The following is a 14,402-nucleotide window of genomic DNA, read 5'->3' on the forward strand; positions in this document are numbered from 1 at the left end:
AAAAATTCTCTAAAACTTCTTTGTCAGAAAAGTGTGTCGATATCGTTTTTATAGGCGTTCACGCCCTGCTGAATATCGCCTTTCACCTTCTGAATAATGGTGATGAGCTTTTTGGCGTAGGCCGGATCGGTGGCATAGCCGCCCGCCTGCAGCGCCTTCGCCCCCTGCTCTGGTGAACCGGACTGCACCACCCCACGATAGCGCGGATTTTTGGTCAGCAGCTTCGCGTAATCCGCCAGCGCGTGTTCGTACGATTCGTACACGCGAAAAGCGGCTTTCACCTTCTGCTTCACGCCGTTGATGTATTCCGTGGTGGTGATCTCTGTGGTTTTGCCGCGCCAGTCGCCCGTCGCTTTGATGCCGAACAGGTTGTGGCTCGGGCGGCCGTCCGCCGCCGGGATTTCGCGCTTGCCCCAGCCGGACTCCAGCGCCGCCTGCGCCAGAATCAAATGCGGATGCAACCCGCTCTGCTGCGCGGCCGCCTGGGCCGGACGCAGCAGACGGGCGATAAACGGATGCGCCCCTTCCGCCGGTTTAGCGAACGACACCGGCGCAGGCAGGCGCAGCGGGCCGGTGGCGGGAGCCGAAGAGAGCCCCGGTCGTATAAAGTCGCGTCCCGGCGTGCTCACGGTTGTGGCAGGCGGCTCACTCTCACCACCCAACTGGCGGACGATAAGATCGGCAAAGCCGAGCTGACCACTCCCGGCAATATTCTGTGCAACCTGCTGATCGTGCATCGCGGTGTACATCTCAGACGACTGGCTGCTCAGCAGATCGTCCTTGAAGGTGGCATCGCGCATGCTCTTCATCATCATCTGCACGAAGATGCCTTCCATCTGCTTCGCCGCCGCTTTCAGTGCGCCGGGCGTTTGCCGCCCGGCCTCCCGTTTCAGCGTATCCAGCGAGCGGACGTCAAAGGCGGGTTGATCGAGCTTGTCGAAGGCATTCATCAGTTCACCTCCAGCTTCGCCCGCAGACAGCCGGCGTTCTTCATCGCCTGCAGGACCGACATCAGCTCGTTTGGCGTGGCGCCCAGGCTGTTGAGGGCGCGGATCACCGCGTTCAGATCGGTACTGCTGCGCACGTGCTGCAGCGAGCCGCCGCTGTCGCGCACCGAGATATCGGTCTGCGGCACCACCACCGTTTCGCCGCCCGCGAACGGGGTATCGGGCTGGCTGATGATGTTGTTCTGCATTACTTCTACCGTCAGAGAACCGTGCGCCACGGCGCAGGAGTCGAGCGAGACGTGGCGGTTCATCACCACCGAGCCGGTACGCGAGTTCACAATTACCTTCGCGTCCTGCACGTTTACCTTCACCGGGATATCCTGAATGTTGGCGAGGAAGCGTACGCGGGACGGACCGTCCGGCGGCGCGAAAAGGCGCACGGTGCGGGCATCTTCCGGCAACGCCGCCCCGCCGCTGTAGCGCTGGTTAATGGCGTCGCTGATCTGCTGCGCCAGCGAGAAATCGGTCTCGTTCAACTGCAGGCGCACAATGCTCTGGGTGCTGAAATCGTTCGGTACTTCCCGTTCTACTGTCGCCCCGCCGCTGATGCGCCCGCCGTTAAGCTGGTTGACCTGCACGCGGCTACCACCCGATTGCGCCCCTGCGCCGGAGATCAGGATGTTGCCCTGGGCAATGGCGTAGATCTGGTTATCCGCCCCTTTCAGCGGGGTCATCAGCAGCGTGCCGCCGCGCAGGCTTTTGGCGTTACCCACCGAGGAGACCACAATGTCCAGCTTGTCGCCCGGACGGGCAAACGGCGGCAGCTCGGCGGTGACCATCACCGCCGCGATGTTTTTCAGCTGCATATTGGTGCCCGCCGGAACGGTGATCCCCAGTTGCGAGAGCATGTTGTTCAGGCTCTGGCCGGTGAACGGCGCCTGCATGGTCTGGTCACCGGTACCGTCAAGACCGACAATCAGGCCGTAGCCCATCAGGGAGTTGGAACGCACGCCCTGCACCGTCGCCAGATCGCGGATACGTTCCGCGTGTACCACTTTGGGTACCGCCAGCGTCATGCCGTAGAGCAGGATGCTGAGAAAAAACAGGATAGATTCTTTTTTCATGGTCATATCAGAAAGGAGAAAGGTTCAGGAACAGGCGTTGCAGCCAGCCCATGTTCTGCGCTTCGTTGATGTAGCCGTTGCCGACGTACTCAATACGCGCGTCCGCCACCTGGGTGGACGGCACGGTGTTACCGCCGCTGATAAAGCGCGGGTTCACTACGCCGGAGAAGCGGATGAATTCGGTGCCCTGGTTAATGGCGATCTGCTTTTCGCCCACCACCCGCAGGTTGCCGTTGGGCAACAGCTCGTTCACGGTCACGGTGATGGTCCCGGTAAAGGTATTGCGCGCCGCCGCGCCGCCCTTGCCCGCGAAATCGTTTTTGCCTTCGGCTTTAAAATCCGCTTTCCCGTCACCGAGCCAGCTCCCGGCCCCGGTCGGGACGGCCAGCAGCTCCATACCGGCCGATCCATTACGGTTGGCACTGGCGGAGGAACTTTTGCTGGCGCTCACGTTCTCCTGCAGCAGGATGGTCAGCGTGTCGCCCACGTTACGCGGACGGCGGTCTTCAAACATCGGCTGATAGCCGTAGTTCATCCCCTGCCCTGCCTGATACAGTGAGCCGCCGGTCGCTGCCGGTGCCATCGGTAATGGTGTTGCCGTTGTCGGACCTTCAACAAGGGGCTTTTGCATGATGTGCGCGCAGCCGCCGAGCAGCAGCGTGCTTGCCAGCAGCGCGGCCGCCGGAATGTGCATAGAAAGTATTTTCATGTCAGTGTCGATAAAATGTCTGGCCGCGCGAGCGGCCAGAGAGGATTACAGCTGGGAAAGACGTTGCAGCATCTGGTCAGATGCCGACACCGCCTTACTGTTGATTTCGTAAGCGCGCTGCACCTGAATCATGGTCACCAGCTCTTCCGCCACGTTGACATTGGAGCCTTCCACATACTTCTGTTTCAGCGTACCCGCACTTTCCATGCCCGGATTCAGCTCATTCGGTGCACCAGAGGACTGCGTCTCTTTGTAGAGGTTGCCGCCGATGCTCTCCAGCCCGGAGTTGTTCACAAAGGTGGTGACCGTAAGCTGACCAATTTGCTGCTCTTGCGCCTGGCCTGGCACCTTGACGCTGACAATGCCATCGCTGCCAATGGTCAGGCTCGTGGCGTCATCAGGGATAACGATCCCCGGCTGAATGGGGTAACCTTCCGCAGTGACCAGCTGTCCGTCAGCATTTTTGCCTAACTTACCGTCACGGGTATACGCCGTGCTGCCGTCCGGCATCTGCACCTGGAAAAAGCCTTCCCCTTCTATGGCTACGTCGTATTCATCACCGGTTGGGTTCGGCACACCCTGAGTATGAATGCGCTGGGTAGAGACCGGGCGCACACCGGTACCCAGCTGCAGACCGCTCGGCAGGGTGTTCTGCTCGGTCGACTGCGCGCCGGGCTGGCGCATGTTCTGATAGAGCAGGTCCTGAAACACGGCGCGCTGACGCTTAAAGCCGTTGGTGTTGACGTTCGCCAGGTTGTTGGAGATGACGTCCATATTGAGCTGCTGTGCTTCCAGCCCGGTTTTTGCGATCCATAAAGAACGAATCATAGTGACTCCTTGCGCGGGCTTAGCTCACGCTTAATAGCTGGTTGGCCTTCTGGGCATTTTCGTCGGCGGTGCGGATCACCTTCATGTTCATGTCGAAGCCGCGGGAGTTGGCGATCATCTGGGTCATCATCTGCACCGGACTGACGTTACTGCCTTCGATGGCCTCCGGCGTCAGGCGCAGGGTTTCGTCCTGCGCCAGCATCTCGCCGCCTGCGGTGCGAAACAGTCCGTCGTCGCCGTGAACCATGCTGTTCATCTCCGCGTTGACCAGCTTGAGGCGGCCCACCGGCACCAGCGCCGTTGGGTCATCACCCATACCGAGCGCCGAAACGGTGCCGTCGCTGCCGATGGTGACCTGCGACTGCGGCGGGACTTCCAGCGGTCCGCCGTCGCCCATCAGCGGACGGCCGTTGACGCTAAGCGCCCCGTCCTGATCCACATCAATGGCGCCGTTGCGGGTATAGCCTTCGCTGCCGTCGTCCATCGCCACCGCCAGCCAGCCGTTCTGCGGCAGCGCCACGTCCAGGCTGCGGCCGGTATGGGTAATCGGCCCCATGGTGGTGTCGTGAAACGGGGTGGTCTCCGCCACCAGCGCACGGGTACGCAGGCTTTCCCCTTCGATGGGTACCGAGCGGAAGGCCGCCAGCTGGGCGCGAAAGCCCGCGGTGGAGCTGTTCGCCAGATTGTTTGAGGTGACCGCCTGGCGGTTGAGCGCCGCGTTGGCGGCACTCATGGCGGTATAGATAGCGCGATCCATGACTCAGCCTTAACGCAGGTTAACCAGCGTCTGCAGAACTTCAGACTGGGTTTTGATGGTTTGTGAGTTGGACTGATAATTGCGCTGATAGACGATCATGTTGACCATCTCTTCGCCGAGGTCGACGTTGGAGGTCTCCAGCATACCGCCTTTCATGCTACCGAAGCTGCCAGAACCCGAGGTGCCGAAAAACGGCTGGCCGGACTGCACAGTCTCTGCCCACAGGTTGTTTCCCTGCTGCGCCAGGCCGCCCACGTTGGCAAAGTCAGCCAGAACTACCTGCGCCACGGTTTGACGCTTGCCGTTGCTGTAGATAGCGATGACTTCACCGGTGTCGCTGACCTGGTAGCTGTTGAATTTGCCCGGTGCCTGGCCGTCAATTTCACCCAGCATCACCTGGGTATCGCCGGCGTTTTGGGTGAGCGCGCTGAGATCGATATCCACTGCAAGCGGGTCAGAACCGTTGTACCCCGCGCCGTCAACGGTCAATGTTGTCGGCGTTTTCATCGAGCCATCGGCTTTGAACTCAATTGTCACATTCTTGCGTCCGCCTGGCGAGGTGGAGTCTTCCGCATACACTTCCCACTTACCTGGTTCAGTATGCACGTAGTACATCTTAATCGTGTGCTTATTGCCCAGGCTGTCGGTGGCGGTCACTTCACTGATATGGTTATAGGTTTCTTTATTGGTAGGGTCAAAAACAGTCCCCGCAGGAATGATCTTATCATCCGACTTCAGGTTGCCATTCACCGACCCTTTGGTCGAGGCCGCTGGCGGCATATCGTCCTTCGGAATACGGATCGGCCCCACCTGGGAACCCGGGTTAATGACCCCGTTGGTGGCCTGATAGCCGGTTAAAAACATGCCATTCACTTGATTAATAATGGCGCCGTTTTCGTTCTCGGCGAACTCGCCATTACGCCCGTAGAAAACGCTGCCGGCCTCATCCGTCATGCGGAAAAAGCCCCGGCCATTGATCATCATATCCAGGGCAGAACCGCCCATCCCAGGACCACCCTGAGAAAAGTTCTGGCTCACGCCACCTACCTGCACCCCCATCCCCACCGAACCGGCAAAGATATCGGAGAAGGAGACGGAGCCAGCTTTAAAACCAATCGTCTGCGAGTTGGCGATATTGTTACCCACCACATCGAGTGCTTTTGCCGCGGCGCTGAGACCGCTAAGACCTTGTGAAAAACCCATAATTTATTTCCAGAAGTAAGTAATGACTATTTTTGAACAACAAACACCTGACTCAGGTCAATCGGATCGTGATTGAGCAGATGCAGGATCGGCCCGTTTTCGCTCATGGTGACCCCCTGGACCTGCTCCTGAACCAGCCCGAAGATTTGTGGCTTCTCACCTTCCGGGTTGCTGGCGTCAAAGGAGAGGGTGTATTCGCGATCGCGCGGCGGGCCCGGCTCCGGCTTGAAGTTTTCCAGATCGTCGAGATTGAATTTGTTCATCCCCGACTTCACGTTCTTAATCTCTGCGGTGTACGCATTGCCTTCAGCATCTTCCAGCGTCACGGTGACGGTTGCGGCATCGCCTACCAGCGCGAACTGGAAGTCGTCCGAGACCTCAGGCTCTACACCGACCTGATGGATACCGATGTCAGAATTACCGAAGGAGACTTTCGGATCCCCCTCAATCAGCACGCTGCGCCCTATCCAGGAGGAGGCGCTCATGCTGCTGAGATTGATCATCATCGCCTGCACGCCCGCGACCGATTTGTTGAGGTTTTCGACTCCTGCCGCCATGTTGAACTGCGCCAGCTGCGTGGTGAGCTGGTTGTTGTCCATCGGGTTGGTGGGATCCTGGTTTTTCATCTGCGCCACCAGCATTGTCATAAACTGGTTCGACAAATCCGCCGCGCTGTTGCCCGTACCGGTACCGCCCGTGCCGCTGTTGTTGTTAATTGAAGAGACCGCCATATGCGTCCTTACTGCCCAAGGGTTAATGTTTTCAGCATCAGGCTTTTGGCGGAGTTCATCACTTCCACGTTGGCCTGGTAGCTGCGGGAGGCCGAAATGGTATTCACCATCTCGTTCATCACGTTGACGTTGGGCATGCGCACGTAGCCCTGTTCATCCGCCATAGGATTACCTGGCTCATAGACCAGACGATCCGGCGCGCTGCTCTCCACCACCTCGCTGACCTGTACGCCGCCAATATCCTGGCCAACAGAACTGTCGACCTGGAAAACAACCTGACGCGCGCGGTACGGCTGCCCATCCGGCCCCGCCACGCTGTCGGCGTTGGCCATATTGCTGGCGCTGACGTTAAGGCGGCGGGATTGAGCCGCCATCGCCGAACCTGAAATATCAAATACGCTAAAGAGCGACATCGTTGATTACCCCTGACTGAGCACAGTCATCATTTTCTTAATATCCGCGCCCAGGAACGTCAGTCCCGACTGATATTTCACGGCGTTATCCGCAAAATTGACGCGCTCACGATCCATATCCACGGTATTGCCATCCGCACTCGGCTGATCCGGTATGCGATACAGCAACTGACCGTCATCAAACGGCAGCGCTTTACCTTCAATGTGCTTATTTGACGTTAAAGCCAGTGATACGGGTGATTTCGCCATGGTGTTATTTTCCATGGCGTTTTTTAACTGCTGAGTAAAATCTATATCTCGCGCCTGGTAGCCAGGCGTGTCGGCATTCGCAATATTCGATGCCAGAATATCCTGACGGCGCGAAAGCAAACCTAGCGCTTGCTGTTGAAAGCGAAAGGCGTCATCGAGTTTATTCATGACAACAGGACTCCTGTCTCGCGTTATTTAAACTGCGATAGTGTAGTCAGCGCTGTTGAAATATCACACTGCGAAGACCCGACAGAAATAAGCCTATTTAGGGAAATAGAAATAATGAGGGGAGCGTTAAAAAAACGAAGAATATAAATAGCGACAAAAGCGTCATTATTTGTGGCAATAAAAACCCTGCCTCCACGTATATAATTTAGCCACGTTTTATATATTAAGGCAATAAGATGAAACTCCGATTATTCAGTGCGGCGGTGGCCGCACTGCTGTGCTCTGCATCTGCCGCAGCGAGCGTACCGTCTGACCAGACGGCGAAGCAGCGCCTGATGCTCAAGCTGGATGCGCTGATCAAACAGCCGGAGAGCGGCAGCGACATTGTGCGCACCGCGACCCTGCTCGCCACGCCTGCCCAGCTGGCCGCCGTGTGCGAAAACCCCGAACTGAGCCTGGTGGGGCGCGACAGCCGCCTGACCGGCAAGCGCACGGTGCTGGCCCAGTGCGGCGCACGGCGTCATTTCCTGCCGGTGCGCATCAGTGCCGAAGGGACCTGGTGGGTTGCCAGCCAGAGTCTGCCCGGCGGGGCCATTGTGCAGCGCAGCGACATCGAACCGGTGACCGGCGCGCTCGACCATCAGCCTTCAGGGTTAATCTTCAACGCCGACGAGATTATTGGCCAGCGCCTGACCCGCGCCATCGACGCCGGGAAACCGCTGCTGGAGAACCAGCTGCGACAGCAGTGGCGGCTGCGCGCCGGGCAGACGGTGGATCTGGTCACCGCCGGTTCCGGCTTTCGCATTCGCAGCCAGGGCAAGGCGCTGAACAATGCGGCGGTGGATGACGTGCTGAAGGTGAAAACCACGGGCGGGCGCACCGTCAGCGGCAAAGTGGGGGCTGACGGACAGGTGATGATTATTTCCCAACAATAAATTTTAGGTTTTCTGTGAATCACCGATGAAAGAAGTATTGAGTACATAAATTGATTTGCGAGGACACCCATGAGCATCAACAGCAGCCAGAACACCGCGCCGATTGCGAAAATCGCCCCGACTCAGGATCTGCGCGCCCGCACGCAGCCTCAGGAACACGACGCTACGGCAAAACGTTCAGATAAGAGTGATAAGACCAACGTCACCCTGAGCGAGCTGACGAAAAAGATCCAGACCGATGACAGCCGCGACGTGGACTACGCGCGGGTCAACGAGCTTCGCGCCGCGCTGTCGGCCGGTACCCTGCGCATCGAGCCTGAGAAAATTGCTCAGGCCATGGTGCAGGATATGTTTCAGTTTTAACCGAGAGCAGGACCGTTATGGACAAGCTTTACCCGATACTTGCGCAGATGAAAACGTCTCTGGATGAGCTGGAGGCGATCATGATTGAAGAGGTCAATCAGCTCAACCGCGCGCAGATCAACCCGGTGTCGCTGCAGGTGCTGGCGGATAACAAAAACCAGCTGCTGTCGACCCTTCAGTATTACGACGACATGCGCCGCCAGCAGGAGCAGACCTCCGGCACCGAAGCCCCCTATCCGGGGCTCGGCAAGCTCTTCGCGAGCTGGCAGCTGGTGAATGAGAAAGTGCGCAGCACCAAAGAATTGAATCAGAAAGTGGAGTCGCTGCTGCAAAGCCATATGAAGAAAAATCAGCACATCCAGAAAGCTATCGAGAACGTAGGTCACGCCAACGCGCTTTACGGTCCGGCGGGAGAATCCAGCGTGATGCCCACTGGCCGCAAATACAACATCAGCATCTGATCGTTCCTGTCTGCGTTGTCCTCTTTTGCTCGCCTCTGGTGGGCTTTTTTTTTGGAATAAAGACACCCCTCACCCTGACCCTCTCCCCAAAGGGGAGAGGGAAAAAGGCAGACCTGAGCCAGAGATAAAAACCGCACTGAACAGTCCCCTCTTCCCTTTAGGGAGTGGGAAAAAGGCAGACCTGCGCCAGAGATAAAGACCGCACTGAACAGTCCCCTCGCCCCTTTGGGGAGAGGGTTAGGGTGAGGGGAAAGGAATTAAACCGCCGTGTAGGCTTTTTTCATCGTATTGGATTTGCGCATACCGGAGAGTTCGCTGCGAATGGTGGCCATTCGCCTCTGGATGAGGCCTGTCAGGATGGCATCGTTCTCCAGCAGGGTGGTCAGTTGGGCGCTGACCTGCGGTTTATTGTGCTGCGCCAGTTGGGTCAAATCAATTTCCCCCAGCGTTCTCCTTCCCATGCTATAAGCCTCAGCTTCGTCAAGAAACGCATCCCATTCATCGGCCTCGGCCAACTGCTGCAGTTTGGTGTTGCTGAGAAGCAGCTCTTCAATCAACGCAATGACGTTGTTATCCATGTTTCATCTGCCTGTTCTGTGGGGCAATCGCCTGCCAGGTTTCTGACATCTCGGTCATCAACGCGATCAGATGCGGCAGCTTTTCGCCCGATTTGGTTAAATTCGCCTCCAGCAGCGTGCGCGAAATATACTCGTACAGGCTCTCCAGCTCGGCGGCAATTTTTCCGCCTTTTTCGTGGTTAAGCCCGGCGCGAAGGCCATTGTCGATAATATTAATGGCGCGGGAGAGCATCTCGCCCCGGCGGGCGATATTCCCGGACTGAAAATAAATTTCCGCCCGCTTCATGGCGTTAATCGCCCCGTCATACAGCAGCACAATCAGCTGGTGCGGGGTGGCGCCGTTAATCTGGCTGTCGAGAGAGACAGCGGTGTAGGCACTGTTGCCTGTTTTGGTGTACATCATGCGATCCTGCCGGGCAGCCCTGCCGCCCGGGAAAATAGTGTTAAAGGGTTTACATACTCGCGGCAAGCTCATTCAGCGACGATACCAGCCGGTTCTCAATCTGTTTCATGTCGCTCAGGTACTTATCGATGCGCTGATACTCTTTTTCCCGGCGTAGCATGGTCTCTTCGATACGTTTTTCGACCGCCGTAATCTGCTTTTTAATTCGGGTTTCCTGTTCACGCAGAGACTCAAGCGCGGTTTCAATAACCCCTTCCGTTTTCTTAATGCTGTCTTTATCGCCGAGGTAAGTATCGAAAATCCCTTCCATGCGATCTTTAATACCCTCTTTCCCCCCTTTACCGAGAAACAGCGCCTCAACTTCTTTTGGGTTATCTTTCAAGGCAGCATCTAACTTTTTGTTGTCAATAGATAACGTCCCTAGTGCGCCGCTGCGTTCATCACCGATCTTGCCGTCAAACTTCACGGTAATTCCGATACTGCCCAGTGTCTGAATCACATCGTTCACTTCCGGATAATTACCACCGACAGTGGACTTGAGCTGGCTGGTAAGGCGACGCAGCTTGCCGTCAGTAAACAATGCGCCATTGGAAGGGTCAGGCTGAGGCAGTGCTTCAGAATTACTGTTGTTCTCAGGCGGCGTATATTTTGTTGCGCTGGCCACGGTACTGAGGTAACTGTTGTAATTATTGACGAACTCCTCAATTAACGTTTTCACCTTAGACTTATCTTCGGTAATAGTGAGAGATTCTTCTTTGAACGGGTGAGGAGCGGTTGGATCGGCATTTGGGTCTTTTTCCGATACTTCACGCAGTTCAAGCGTGACACCAGAAATCAAATCACTAATGGTGTTCGAAGAGCGCTCAATCCTTTCTCCATTAAACCAGACGGCAGCATTTTTAGGTTTTGTTACTTCAGCTGCCCCCTCCAGCGCACTTTTAACATTTGCATCACCGTTAACTGAAATCTTCATCTCACCGGCATCGCCGGTTTTTTTTGAGGTCAACACCAGCTTGTGCTCGTTGTCTTTCAAAGTGACCACTTCAGCAACCACGTCACCATTTTGCGCATTAATCTTCTTGGCTATTTGATCGAGCGAGGTTTCCGCTCTCTCTGTGAGTTCCACTTTTAACGGTTTTTCAGCACCGTTCATGGTGATAGTTATCGTTGCACCAGCGTTGCCGATCGGTTTGTCACGCGTGTCCTTTGTAACCCCTAGCTGGTGCGCTTTCGCCAGTTGTTCAATCGCCATAGAATAGCTATTGGGTATCGCGCCTTTACCAGCTGTCGCCTTGAATGTTTTGTTTTCACTCACGCTTACGCCGTTAAATCCTTCGTCTTCCAGCTTACTGAGGTTATCTTTCAGCGTGCTCAGCGAACTGGAGATGGATCCCCAGGCTGAGATTTGCCCTTTATAACTGCTTTGCTTTTGCAGATAAGGGTTGAGCTGCATAGACAGCCCCTTACGCTCGTCCGCCAGCCACTGATCGAACGGCATCCCGGAACCGATACCTAAGAAATTGGTTGAAGCCATAATATTGTTCCTCCTGTAATGAGATAGCTAACACTATTTTCATCGGGTAATAGAGAAGGAAGTTTAATTTTTCATAGCCACAACAACAATGCGATATAAAAGCAAAACCAGTTTTAACCGTTTATTACGACATTAACTCATGCGATTACCCTAATTGGCGACATTGTTGTTGCCAATTCCCATCATCAATAAAAAACTCAAAAAAATAATTCAGTCTTTTTTATTCCCCCCGATGAAAGAAGTATGCGCAACAACGAACGCATATCTCATACCACCGTTATCAACTAGAAGGATAAAATAATGGCACAGGTCATTAATACCAACGCACTGAGCTTAATGGCTCAAAATAACCTGAACAAATCCCAGACCGATCTCGGCACCGCCATTCAGCGTCTCTCTTCCGGTAAGCGTATTAACAGCGCAAAAGATGATGCAGCGGGTCTGGCCATCTCTAACCGCTTCACCTCCTCTATTCGCGGTATGACCCAGGCGGCGCGTAACGCCAACGACGGTATCTCCCTGGCGCAGACCACCGAAGGTGCGCTGGAAGAAGTGACCGAAAACATGCAGCGTATCCGTGAGCTGACCGTACAGGCGAAAAACGGCACTAACTCCGAAGATGACCGTAAATCAATCATGAAAGAGATTGGATCACGTCTGGAAGAGATCCAGCGAGTAGCTGAAGTGACCAATTTCAACGGTGTAAAAGTTTTCGACGGCTCAAAAGATAAAATCACTATTCAAATTGGCGATAAAGATGGCGATACCATTGATATCGACCTGAACGAACTGAATCTAAAAGAACTGGGTCTTGATAAATTCGGCGACGACTTTGCCAAAATTAAGGCAACTATTGAAGATCCTACCGTTGAAAAGGGGACAGTGGTTACTGCAGGTCAGAATATTAATATTGGTCATGCCAGTGGTAAGACCTGGGAAGCAAATGCTGCTGAATTAACTAAAATTGCCAAAGCAATTGATACTACGCAGACTGATGAAAGTAAGCTGACCGTCTATACAACGGGTACTGGTGCTGATACCAAAATATATGGAGTACTGAATGCAGGTGCCGAGAAAGATAAGATCTTTGAAATCGACCCAGGCACAATTGATTCAACAGGCGCTAATCTGACATTAAGCCCAACAAAGGGAGATCAACTGAGCGATCTGGATGCTGATGTTCTGATTAATGGTCTGAGTACATATACTCCTGTCGTTGTTAAACTGGGTGAAAATCTCAAGGGTAGCGGTGGTGCAAATGATGTTCCACTTGATGATGCCAAGCTGGAAGAGATTTCTCAGGCAGCATTTACTGACACAGCAGAAAATACCGGAATCCAAATCTTCTCTGGTGGTGCCGCTAACACGTATTATGCGGTGAGTGAGTCAGGTGTGGTTAAATCCTTCCAGTTGAATGCAACCACTGGTGTTGTTGAAAACGTTAACGATCCAGACGCACGTGATGCTTATGTTTTCGCTAAGGCGCACTCAGGGGCGGCTGCTGATAATCTTATCGATCAGTTAGACAAAGCCATAACTAAAGTCGCCGACTTCCGTGCCGACCTGGGTGCCGTTCAGAACCGCTTCAGCTCCATCATTGCGAACCTGAACACCAACATCATCAACACCACCGAAGCGCGCTCCCGTATTCAGGACGCTGACTTCTCGGTTGAAGTGTCCGCCATGAGCCGTGCGAACATCCTGCAGCAGGCTGGTGTGTCGGTACTGGCCCAGGCCAACCAGGTTCCGCAGAACGTGCTGTCTCTGCTGCGTTAATCCGGACAAAACCACCTTACATTGTGATTACGCGCGTGCCTCACGCGCGGTTGCCCTCCTCCCCGGAGGGCTTTTTTGTTTTGTGCGCAGTGAACATTGCCCGGCGGCGCTGCGCTTGCACGGGCCTACAATGGTCACTGCAAACGTCGGCCGTGTCAGGCGAAGCCGCCACCCGGCAAGGGTTTTAAGACGGCAGGTAAGGTTCCTTCACATAATCCGCCAGCAGGTACACCAGGTCATGCAATAACCCCGTCAACGCGATGTTCACGCTCTGCGGCAGGGTATTTCCCAGTATCGCCTGTGCCAGCGCCTGCGCATAGTGAACCGACGTAATCGTCTCCTGCCAGCAGTCCGGCATGCATGACGGCGCGGCGTCACCGGCAATGAGTTGCTCAATAAGGTGCGCAGGAAGATCGCCCTCACAACGGCGTTCCAGTTCACCAAGGGCATGCAGCAAGCGCCCGCAAAGTGCGTTGCGCTCGCTCACTTCATCAGTTTCCACCAGCGCGCTGGCAAACGCGGCGCAGAGATCCGCCACGTCAAACAGATCGGCAGAGGCGGGAAGCGGTAACGCGATGAGTTGCTGGAGAAAATTGTCGTGAGAGAAAGAAGAGAGAGTGGACAGAATCGGCATATGAAAGCCTCCGGAGAGATGAGAATCTAAGTACAAGTGAGCAACCCCCTCAAAGGGTTGCTCCGGTATCGCCTTGTATTTTCAGGTTCTCACGCCCGGTTGCGGTGATTGCCGCAACGCGGGCACTTTACGATGGGTTAAAAACAAAAAACAGGGTGATCCCTGAATTACATCGGGTTACTTGTGTGATTGCGAGGCGTCTTCCAGATTTGCGCCGGGTGGTGGCTACTGTGCCGCTCTGCTACGCTCACGGCCGTCTGTTCCCCCTCACCCCGCCCTCTCCCTCAAGGGAGAGGGAGAACACCCAGCCTGTAGGCCCGGTAAGCGAAGCGCCACCGGGCGATCAGGCTGCACGGCGGCCTGATACCCTCACCCCAGCCCTCTCCCACAGGGAGAGGGAGGACACCCAGCCCGTAGGCCTGGTAAGCGAAGCGCCACCGGGCGATTAGGCTGCACGGCGGCCTGATGCCCTCACCCCAGCCCTCTCCCACTGTACGGTCCGGGGACATAGTGAACACTTGTTCGGGGACATGGTAGACACTTACAACTAAGGCATAAGAACCCGTTTATGGAGTCGCTTATGCCCTGG

General features: G+C 55.4%; 17 protein-coding genes. 4 read left to right on the forward strand and 13 right to left on the reverse strand.

Annotation, left to right across the window (positions count from 1 at the left end; genetic code table 11):
• Positions 1-23: 23 nt before the first annotated feature.
• From flgJ to flgB, 9 genes are read right to left on the reverse strand one after another with little or no spacing between them, the layout of a single operon-like run.
• Positions 24-950, reverse strand: coding sequence for a flagellar assembly peptidoglycan hydrolase FlgJ (gene flgJ / locus ACTJJA_RS09820; RefSeq protein ID WP_440667665.1), 927 nt, complete (start codon positions 948-950; stop codon positions 24-26).
• Positions 950-2,077 (reverse strand): flagellar basal body P-ring protein FlgI, encoded by a 1,128-nt coding sequence (locus tag ACTJJA_RS09825; RefSeq protein WP_440667667.1) that lies wholly within the window; start codon positions 2,075-2,077, stop codon positions 950-952. The genes flgJ and ACTJJA_RS09825 overlap by 1 nt, the downstream gene beginning before the upstream one ends.
• A 1-nt stretch (position 2,078) precedes the next feature.
• Positions 2,079-2,765, reverse strand: a complete 687-nt coding sequence (locus tag ACTJJA_RS09830) for a flagellar basal body L-ring protein FlgH (protein ID WP_440667741.1) — start codon at positions 2,763-2,765, stop codon at positions 2,079-2,081.
• 60 nt (positions 2,766-2,825) lie between these two features.
• Complete coding sequence (gene flgG, locus ACTJJA_RS09835) at positions 2,826-3,608, reverse strand: flagellar basal-body rod protein FlgG (protein WP_440667669.1); 783 nt, start codon at positions 3,606-3,608, stop codon at positions 2,826-2,828.
• 19 nt (positions 3,609-3,627) lie between these two features.
• Complete coding sequence (locus ACTJJA_RS09840; protein ID WP_440667671.1) at positions 3,628-4,365, reverse strand: flagellar basal body rod protein FlgF; 738 nt, start codon at positions 4,363-4,365, stop codon at positions 3,628-3,630.
• Positions 4,366-4,374: 9 nt separating this feature from the next.
• Complete coding sequence (gene flgE / locus ACTJJA_RS09845; RefSeq protein ID WP_440667673.1) at positions 4,375-5,568, reverse strand: flagellar hook protein FlgE; 1,194 nt, start codon at positions 5,566-5,568, stop codon at positions 4,375-4,377.
• 26 nt (positions 5,569-5,594) lie between these two features.
• Entirely contained in the window at positions 5,595-6,299 is a 705-nt protein-coding gene (locus tag ACTJJA_RS09850; RefSeq protein WP_440667675.1) for a flagellar hook assembly protein FlgD, read from the reverse strand.
• 8 nt (positions 6,300-6,307) lie between these two features.
• Positions 6,308-6,712, reverse strand: coding sequence for a flagellar basal body rod protein FlgC (gene flgC, locus ACTJJA_RS09855; protein WP_440667677.1), 405 nt, complete (start codon positions 6,710-6,712; stop codon positions 6,308-6,310).
• Positions 6,713-6,718: 6 nt separating this feature from the next.
• On the reverse strand, positions 6,719-7,129 hold the full coding sequence (flgB, locus tag ACTJJA_RS09860) for a flagellar basal body rod protein FlgB (protein ID WP_440667679.1): 411 nt from the start codon (positions 7,127-7,129) through the stop codon (positions 6,719-6,721).
• Positions 7,130-7,365: 236 nt separating this feature from the next.
• On the opposite strand from flgB, the gene flgA reads away from it, so the two are divergent.
• From flgA to ACTJJA_RS09875, 3 genes are all read left to right on the forward strand, one after another.
• The gene (flgA, locus tag ACTJJA_RS09865; RefSeq protein WP_440667681.1) at positions 7,366-8,064 is read left to right on the forward strand and encodes a flagellar basal body P-ring formation chaperone FlgA; all 699 of its coding nucleotides are present in this window, start codon (positions 7,366-7,368) and stop codon (positions 8,062-8,064) included.
• 69 nt (positions 8,065-8,133) lie between these two features.
• A complete protein-coding gene (flgM, locus tag ACTJJA_RS09870) occupies positions 8,134-8,427 on the forward strand; it encodes a flagellar biosynthesis anti-sigma factor FlgM (RefSeq protein ID WP_440667683.1) in 294 nt (97 codons plus the stop codon).
• A gap of 17 nt (positions 8,428-8,444) precedes the next feature.
• Positions 8,445-8,888 (forward strand): flagella synthesis protein FlgN, encoded by a 444-nt coding sequence (locus tag ACTJJA_RS09875; RefSeq protein ID WP_440667685.1) that lies wholly within the window; start codon positions 8,445-8,447, stop codon positions 8,886-8,888.
• Between the two features lie 257 nt (positions 8,889-9,145).
• Here the strand turns inward: ACTJJA_RS09875 and ACTJJA_RS09880 are convergent, their stop codons facing one another.
• From ACTJJA_RS09880 to fliD, 3 genes are read right to left on the reverse strand one after another with little or no spacing between them, the layout of a single operon-like run.
• Complete coding sequence (locus tag ACTJJA_RS09880; protein WP_440667686.1) at positions 9,146-9,466, reverse strand: flagellar protein FliT; 321 nt, start codon at positions 9,464-9,466, stop codon at positions 9,146-9,148.
• A complete protein-coding gene (gene fliS / locus ACTJJA_RS09885; RefSeq protein WP_440667688.1) occupies positions 9,459-9,866 on the reverse strand; it encodes a flagellar export chaperone FliS in 408 nt (135 codons plus the stop codon). The genes ACTJJA_RS09880 and fliS overlap by 8 nt, the downstream gene beginning before the upstream one ends.
• Before the next feature lie 52 nt (positions 9,867-9,918).
• Positions 9,919-11,403: a flagellar filament capping protein FliD gene (fliD, locus tag ACTJJA_RS09890; RefSeq protein ID WP_440667690.1), complete on the reverse strand. Its 1,485-nt coding sequence runs from the start codon at positions 11,401-11,403 to the stop codon at positions 9,919-9,921.
• Between the two features lie 300 nt (positions 11,404-11,703).
• Between fliD and ACTJJA_RS09895 the strand changes: the two genes are divergently transcribed.
• On the forward strand, positions 11,704-13,179 hold the full coding sequence (locus tag ACTJJA_RS09895; RefSeq protein ID WP_440667692.1) for a flagellin N-terminal helical domain-containing protein: 1,476 nt from the start codon (positions 11,704-11,706) through the stop codon (positions 13,177-13,179).
• A gap of 184 nt (positions 13,180-13,363) precedes the next feature.
• Here ACTJJA_RS09895 and ACTJJA_RS09900 read toward each other — a convergent pair whose 3' ends face one another.
• Positions 13,364-13,813, reverse strand: a complete 450-nt coding sequence (locus tag ACTJJA_RS09900; protein WP_440667694.1) for a hypothetical protein — start codon at positions 13,811-13,813, stop codon at positions 13,364-13,366.
• Positions 13,814-14,402: the final 589 nt, after the last annotated feature.

The sequence above is a fragment of the Enterobacter sp. 22452 genome (assembly GCF_052045065.1).
GTDB lineage: Bacteria > Pseudomonadota > Gammaproteobacteria > Enterobacterales > Enterobacteriaceae > Enterobacter > Enterobacter mori.

What these genes read in the sequence shown, in the direction of transcription:
- flgJ (WP_440667665.1), bottom strand. Translation starts at nt 950, where the DNA reads ATGAATGCCTTCGACAAGCTCGATCAACCCGCCTTTGACGTCCGCTCG.
- ACTJJA_RS09825 (WP_440667667.1), bottom strand. Translation starts at nt 2,077, where the DNA reads ATGACCATGAAAAAAGAATCTATCCTGTTTTTTCTCAGCATCCTGCTC.
- ACTJJA_RS09830 (WP_440667741.1), bottom strand. Translation starts at nt 2,765, where the DNA reads ATGCACATTCCGGCGGCCGCGCTGCTGGCAAGCACGCTGCTGCTCGGC.
- flgG (WP_440667669.1), bottom strand. Translation starts at nt 3,608, where the DNA reads ATGATTCGTTCTTTATGGATCGCAAAAACCGGGCTGGAAGCACAGCAG.
- ACTJJA_RS09840 (WP_440667671.1), bottom strand. Translation starts at nt 4,365, where the DNA reads ATGGATCGCGCTATCTATACCGCCATGAGTGCCGCCAACGCGGCGCTC.
- flgE (WP_440667673.1), bottom strand. Translation starts at nt 5,568, where the DNA reads ATGGGTTTTTCACAAGGTCTTAGCGGTCTCAGCGCCGCGGCAAAAGCA.
- ACTJJA_RS09850 (WP_440667675.1), bottom strand. Translation starts at nt 6,299, where the DNA reads ATGGCGGTCTCTTCAATTAACAACAACAGCGGCACGGGCGGTACCGGT.
- flgC (WP_440667677.1), bottom strand. Translation starts at nt 6,712, where the DNA reads ATGTCGCTCTTTAGCGTATTTGATATTTCAGGTTCGGCGATGGCGGCT.
- flgB (WP_440667679.1), bottom strand. Translation starts at nt 7,129, where the DNA reads ATGAATAAACTCGATGACGCCTTTCGCTTTCAACAGCAAGCGCTAGGT.
- flgA (WP_440667681.1), top strand. Translation starts at nt 7,366, where the DNA reads ATGAAACTCCGATTATTCAGTGCGGCGGTGGCCGCACTGCTGTGCTCT.
- flgM (WP_440667683.1), top strand. Translation starts at nt 8,134, where the DNA reads ATGAGCATCAACAGCAGCCAGAACACCGCGCCGATTGCGAAAATCGCC.
- ACTJJA_RS09875 (WP_440667685.1), top strand. Translation starts at nt 8,445, where the DNA reads ATGGACAAGCTTTACCCGATACTTGCGCAGATGAAAACGTCTCTGGAT.
- ACTJJA_RS09880 (WP_440667686.1), bottom strand. Translation starts at nt 9,466, where the DNA reads ATGGATAACAACGTCATTGCGTTGATTGAAGAGCTGCTTCTCAGCAAC.
- fliS (WP_440667688.1), bottom strand. Translation starts at nt 9,866, where the DNA reads ATGTACACCAAAACAGGCAACAGTGCCTACACCGCTGTCTCTCTCGAC.
- fliD (WP_440667690.1), bottom strand. Translation starts at nt 11,403, where the DNA reads ATGGCTTCAACCAATTTCTTAGGTATCGGTTCCGGGATGCCGTTCGAT.
- ACTJJA_RS09895 (WP_440667692.1), top strand. Translation starts at nt 11,704, where the DNA reads ATGGCACAGGTCATTAATACCAACGCACTGAGCTTAATGGCTCAAAAT.
- ACTJJA_RS09900 (WP_440667694.1), bottom strand. Translation starts at nt 13,813, where the DNA reads ATGCCGATTCTGTCCACTCTCTCTTCTTTCTCTCACGACAATTTTCTC.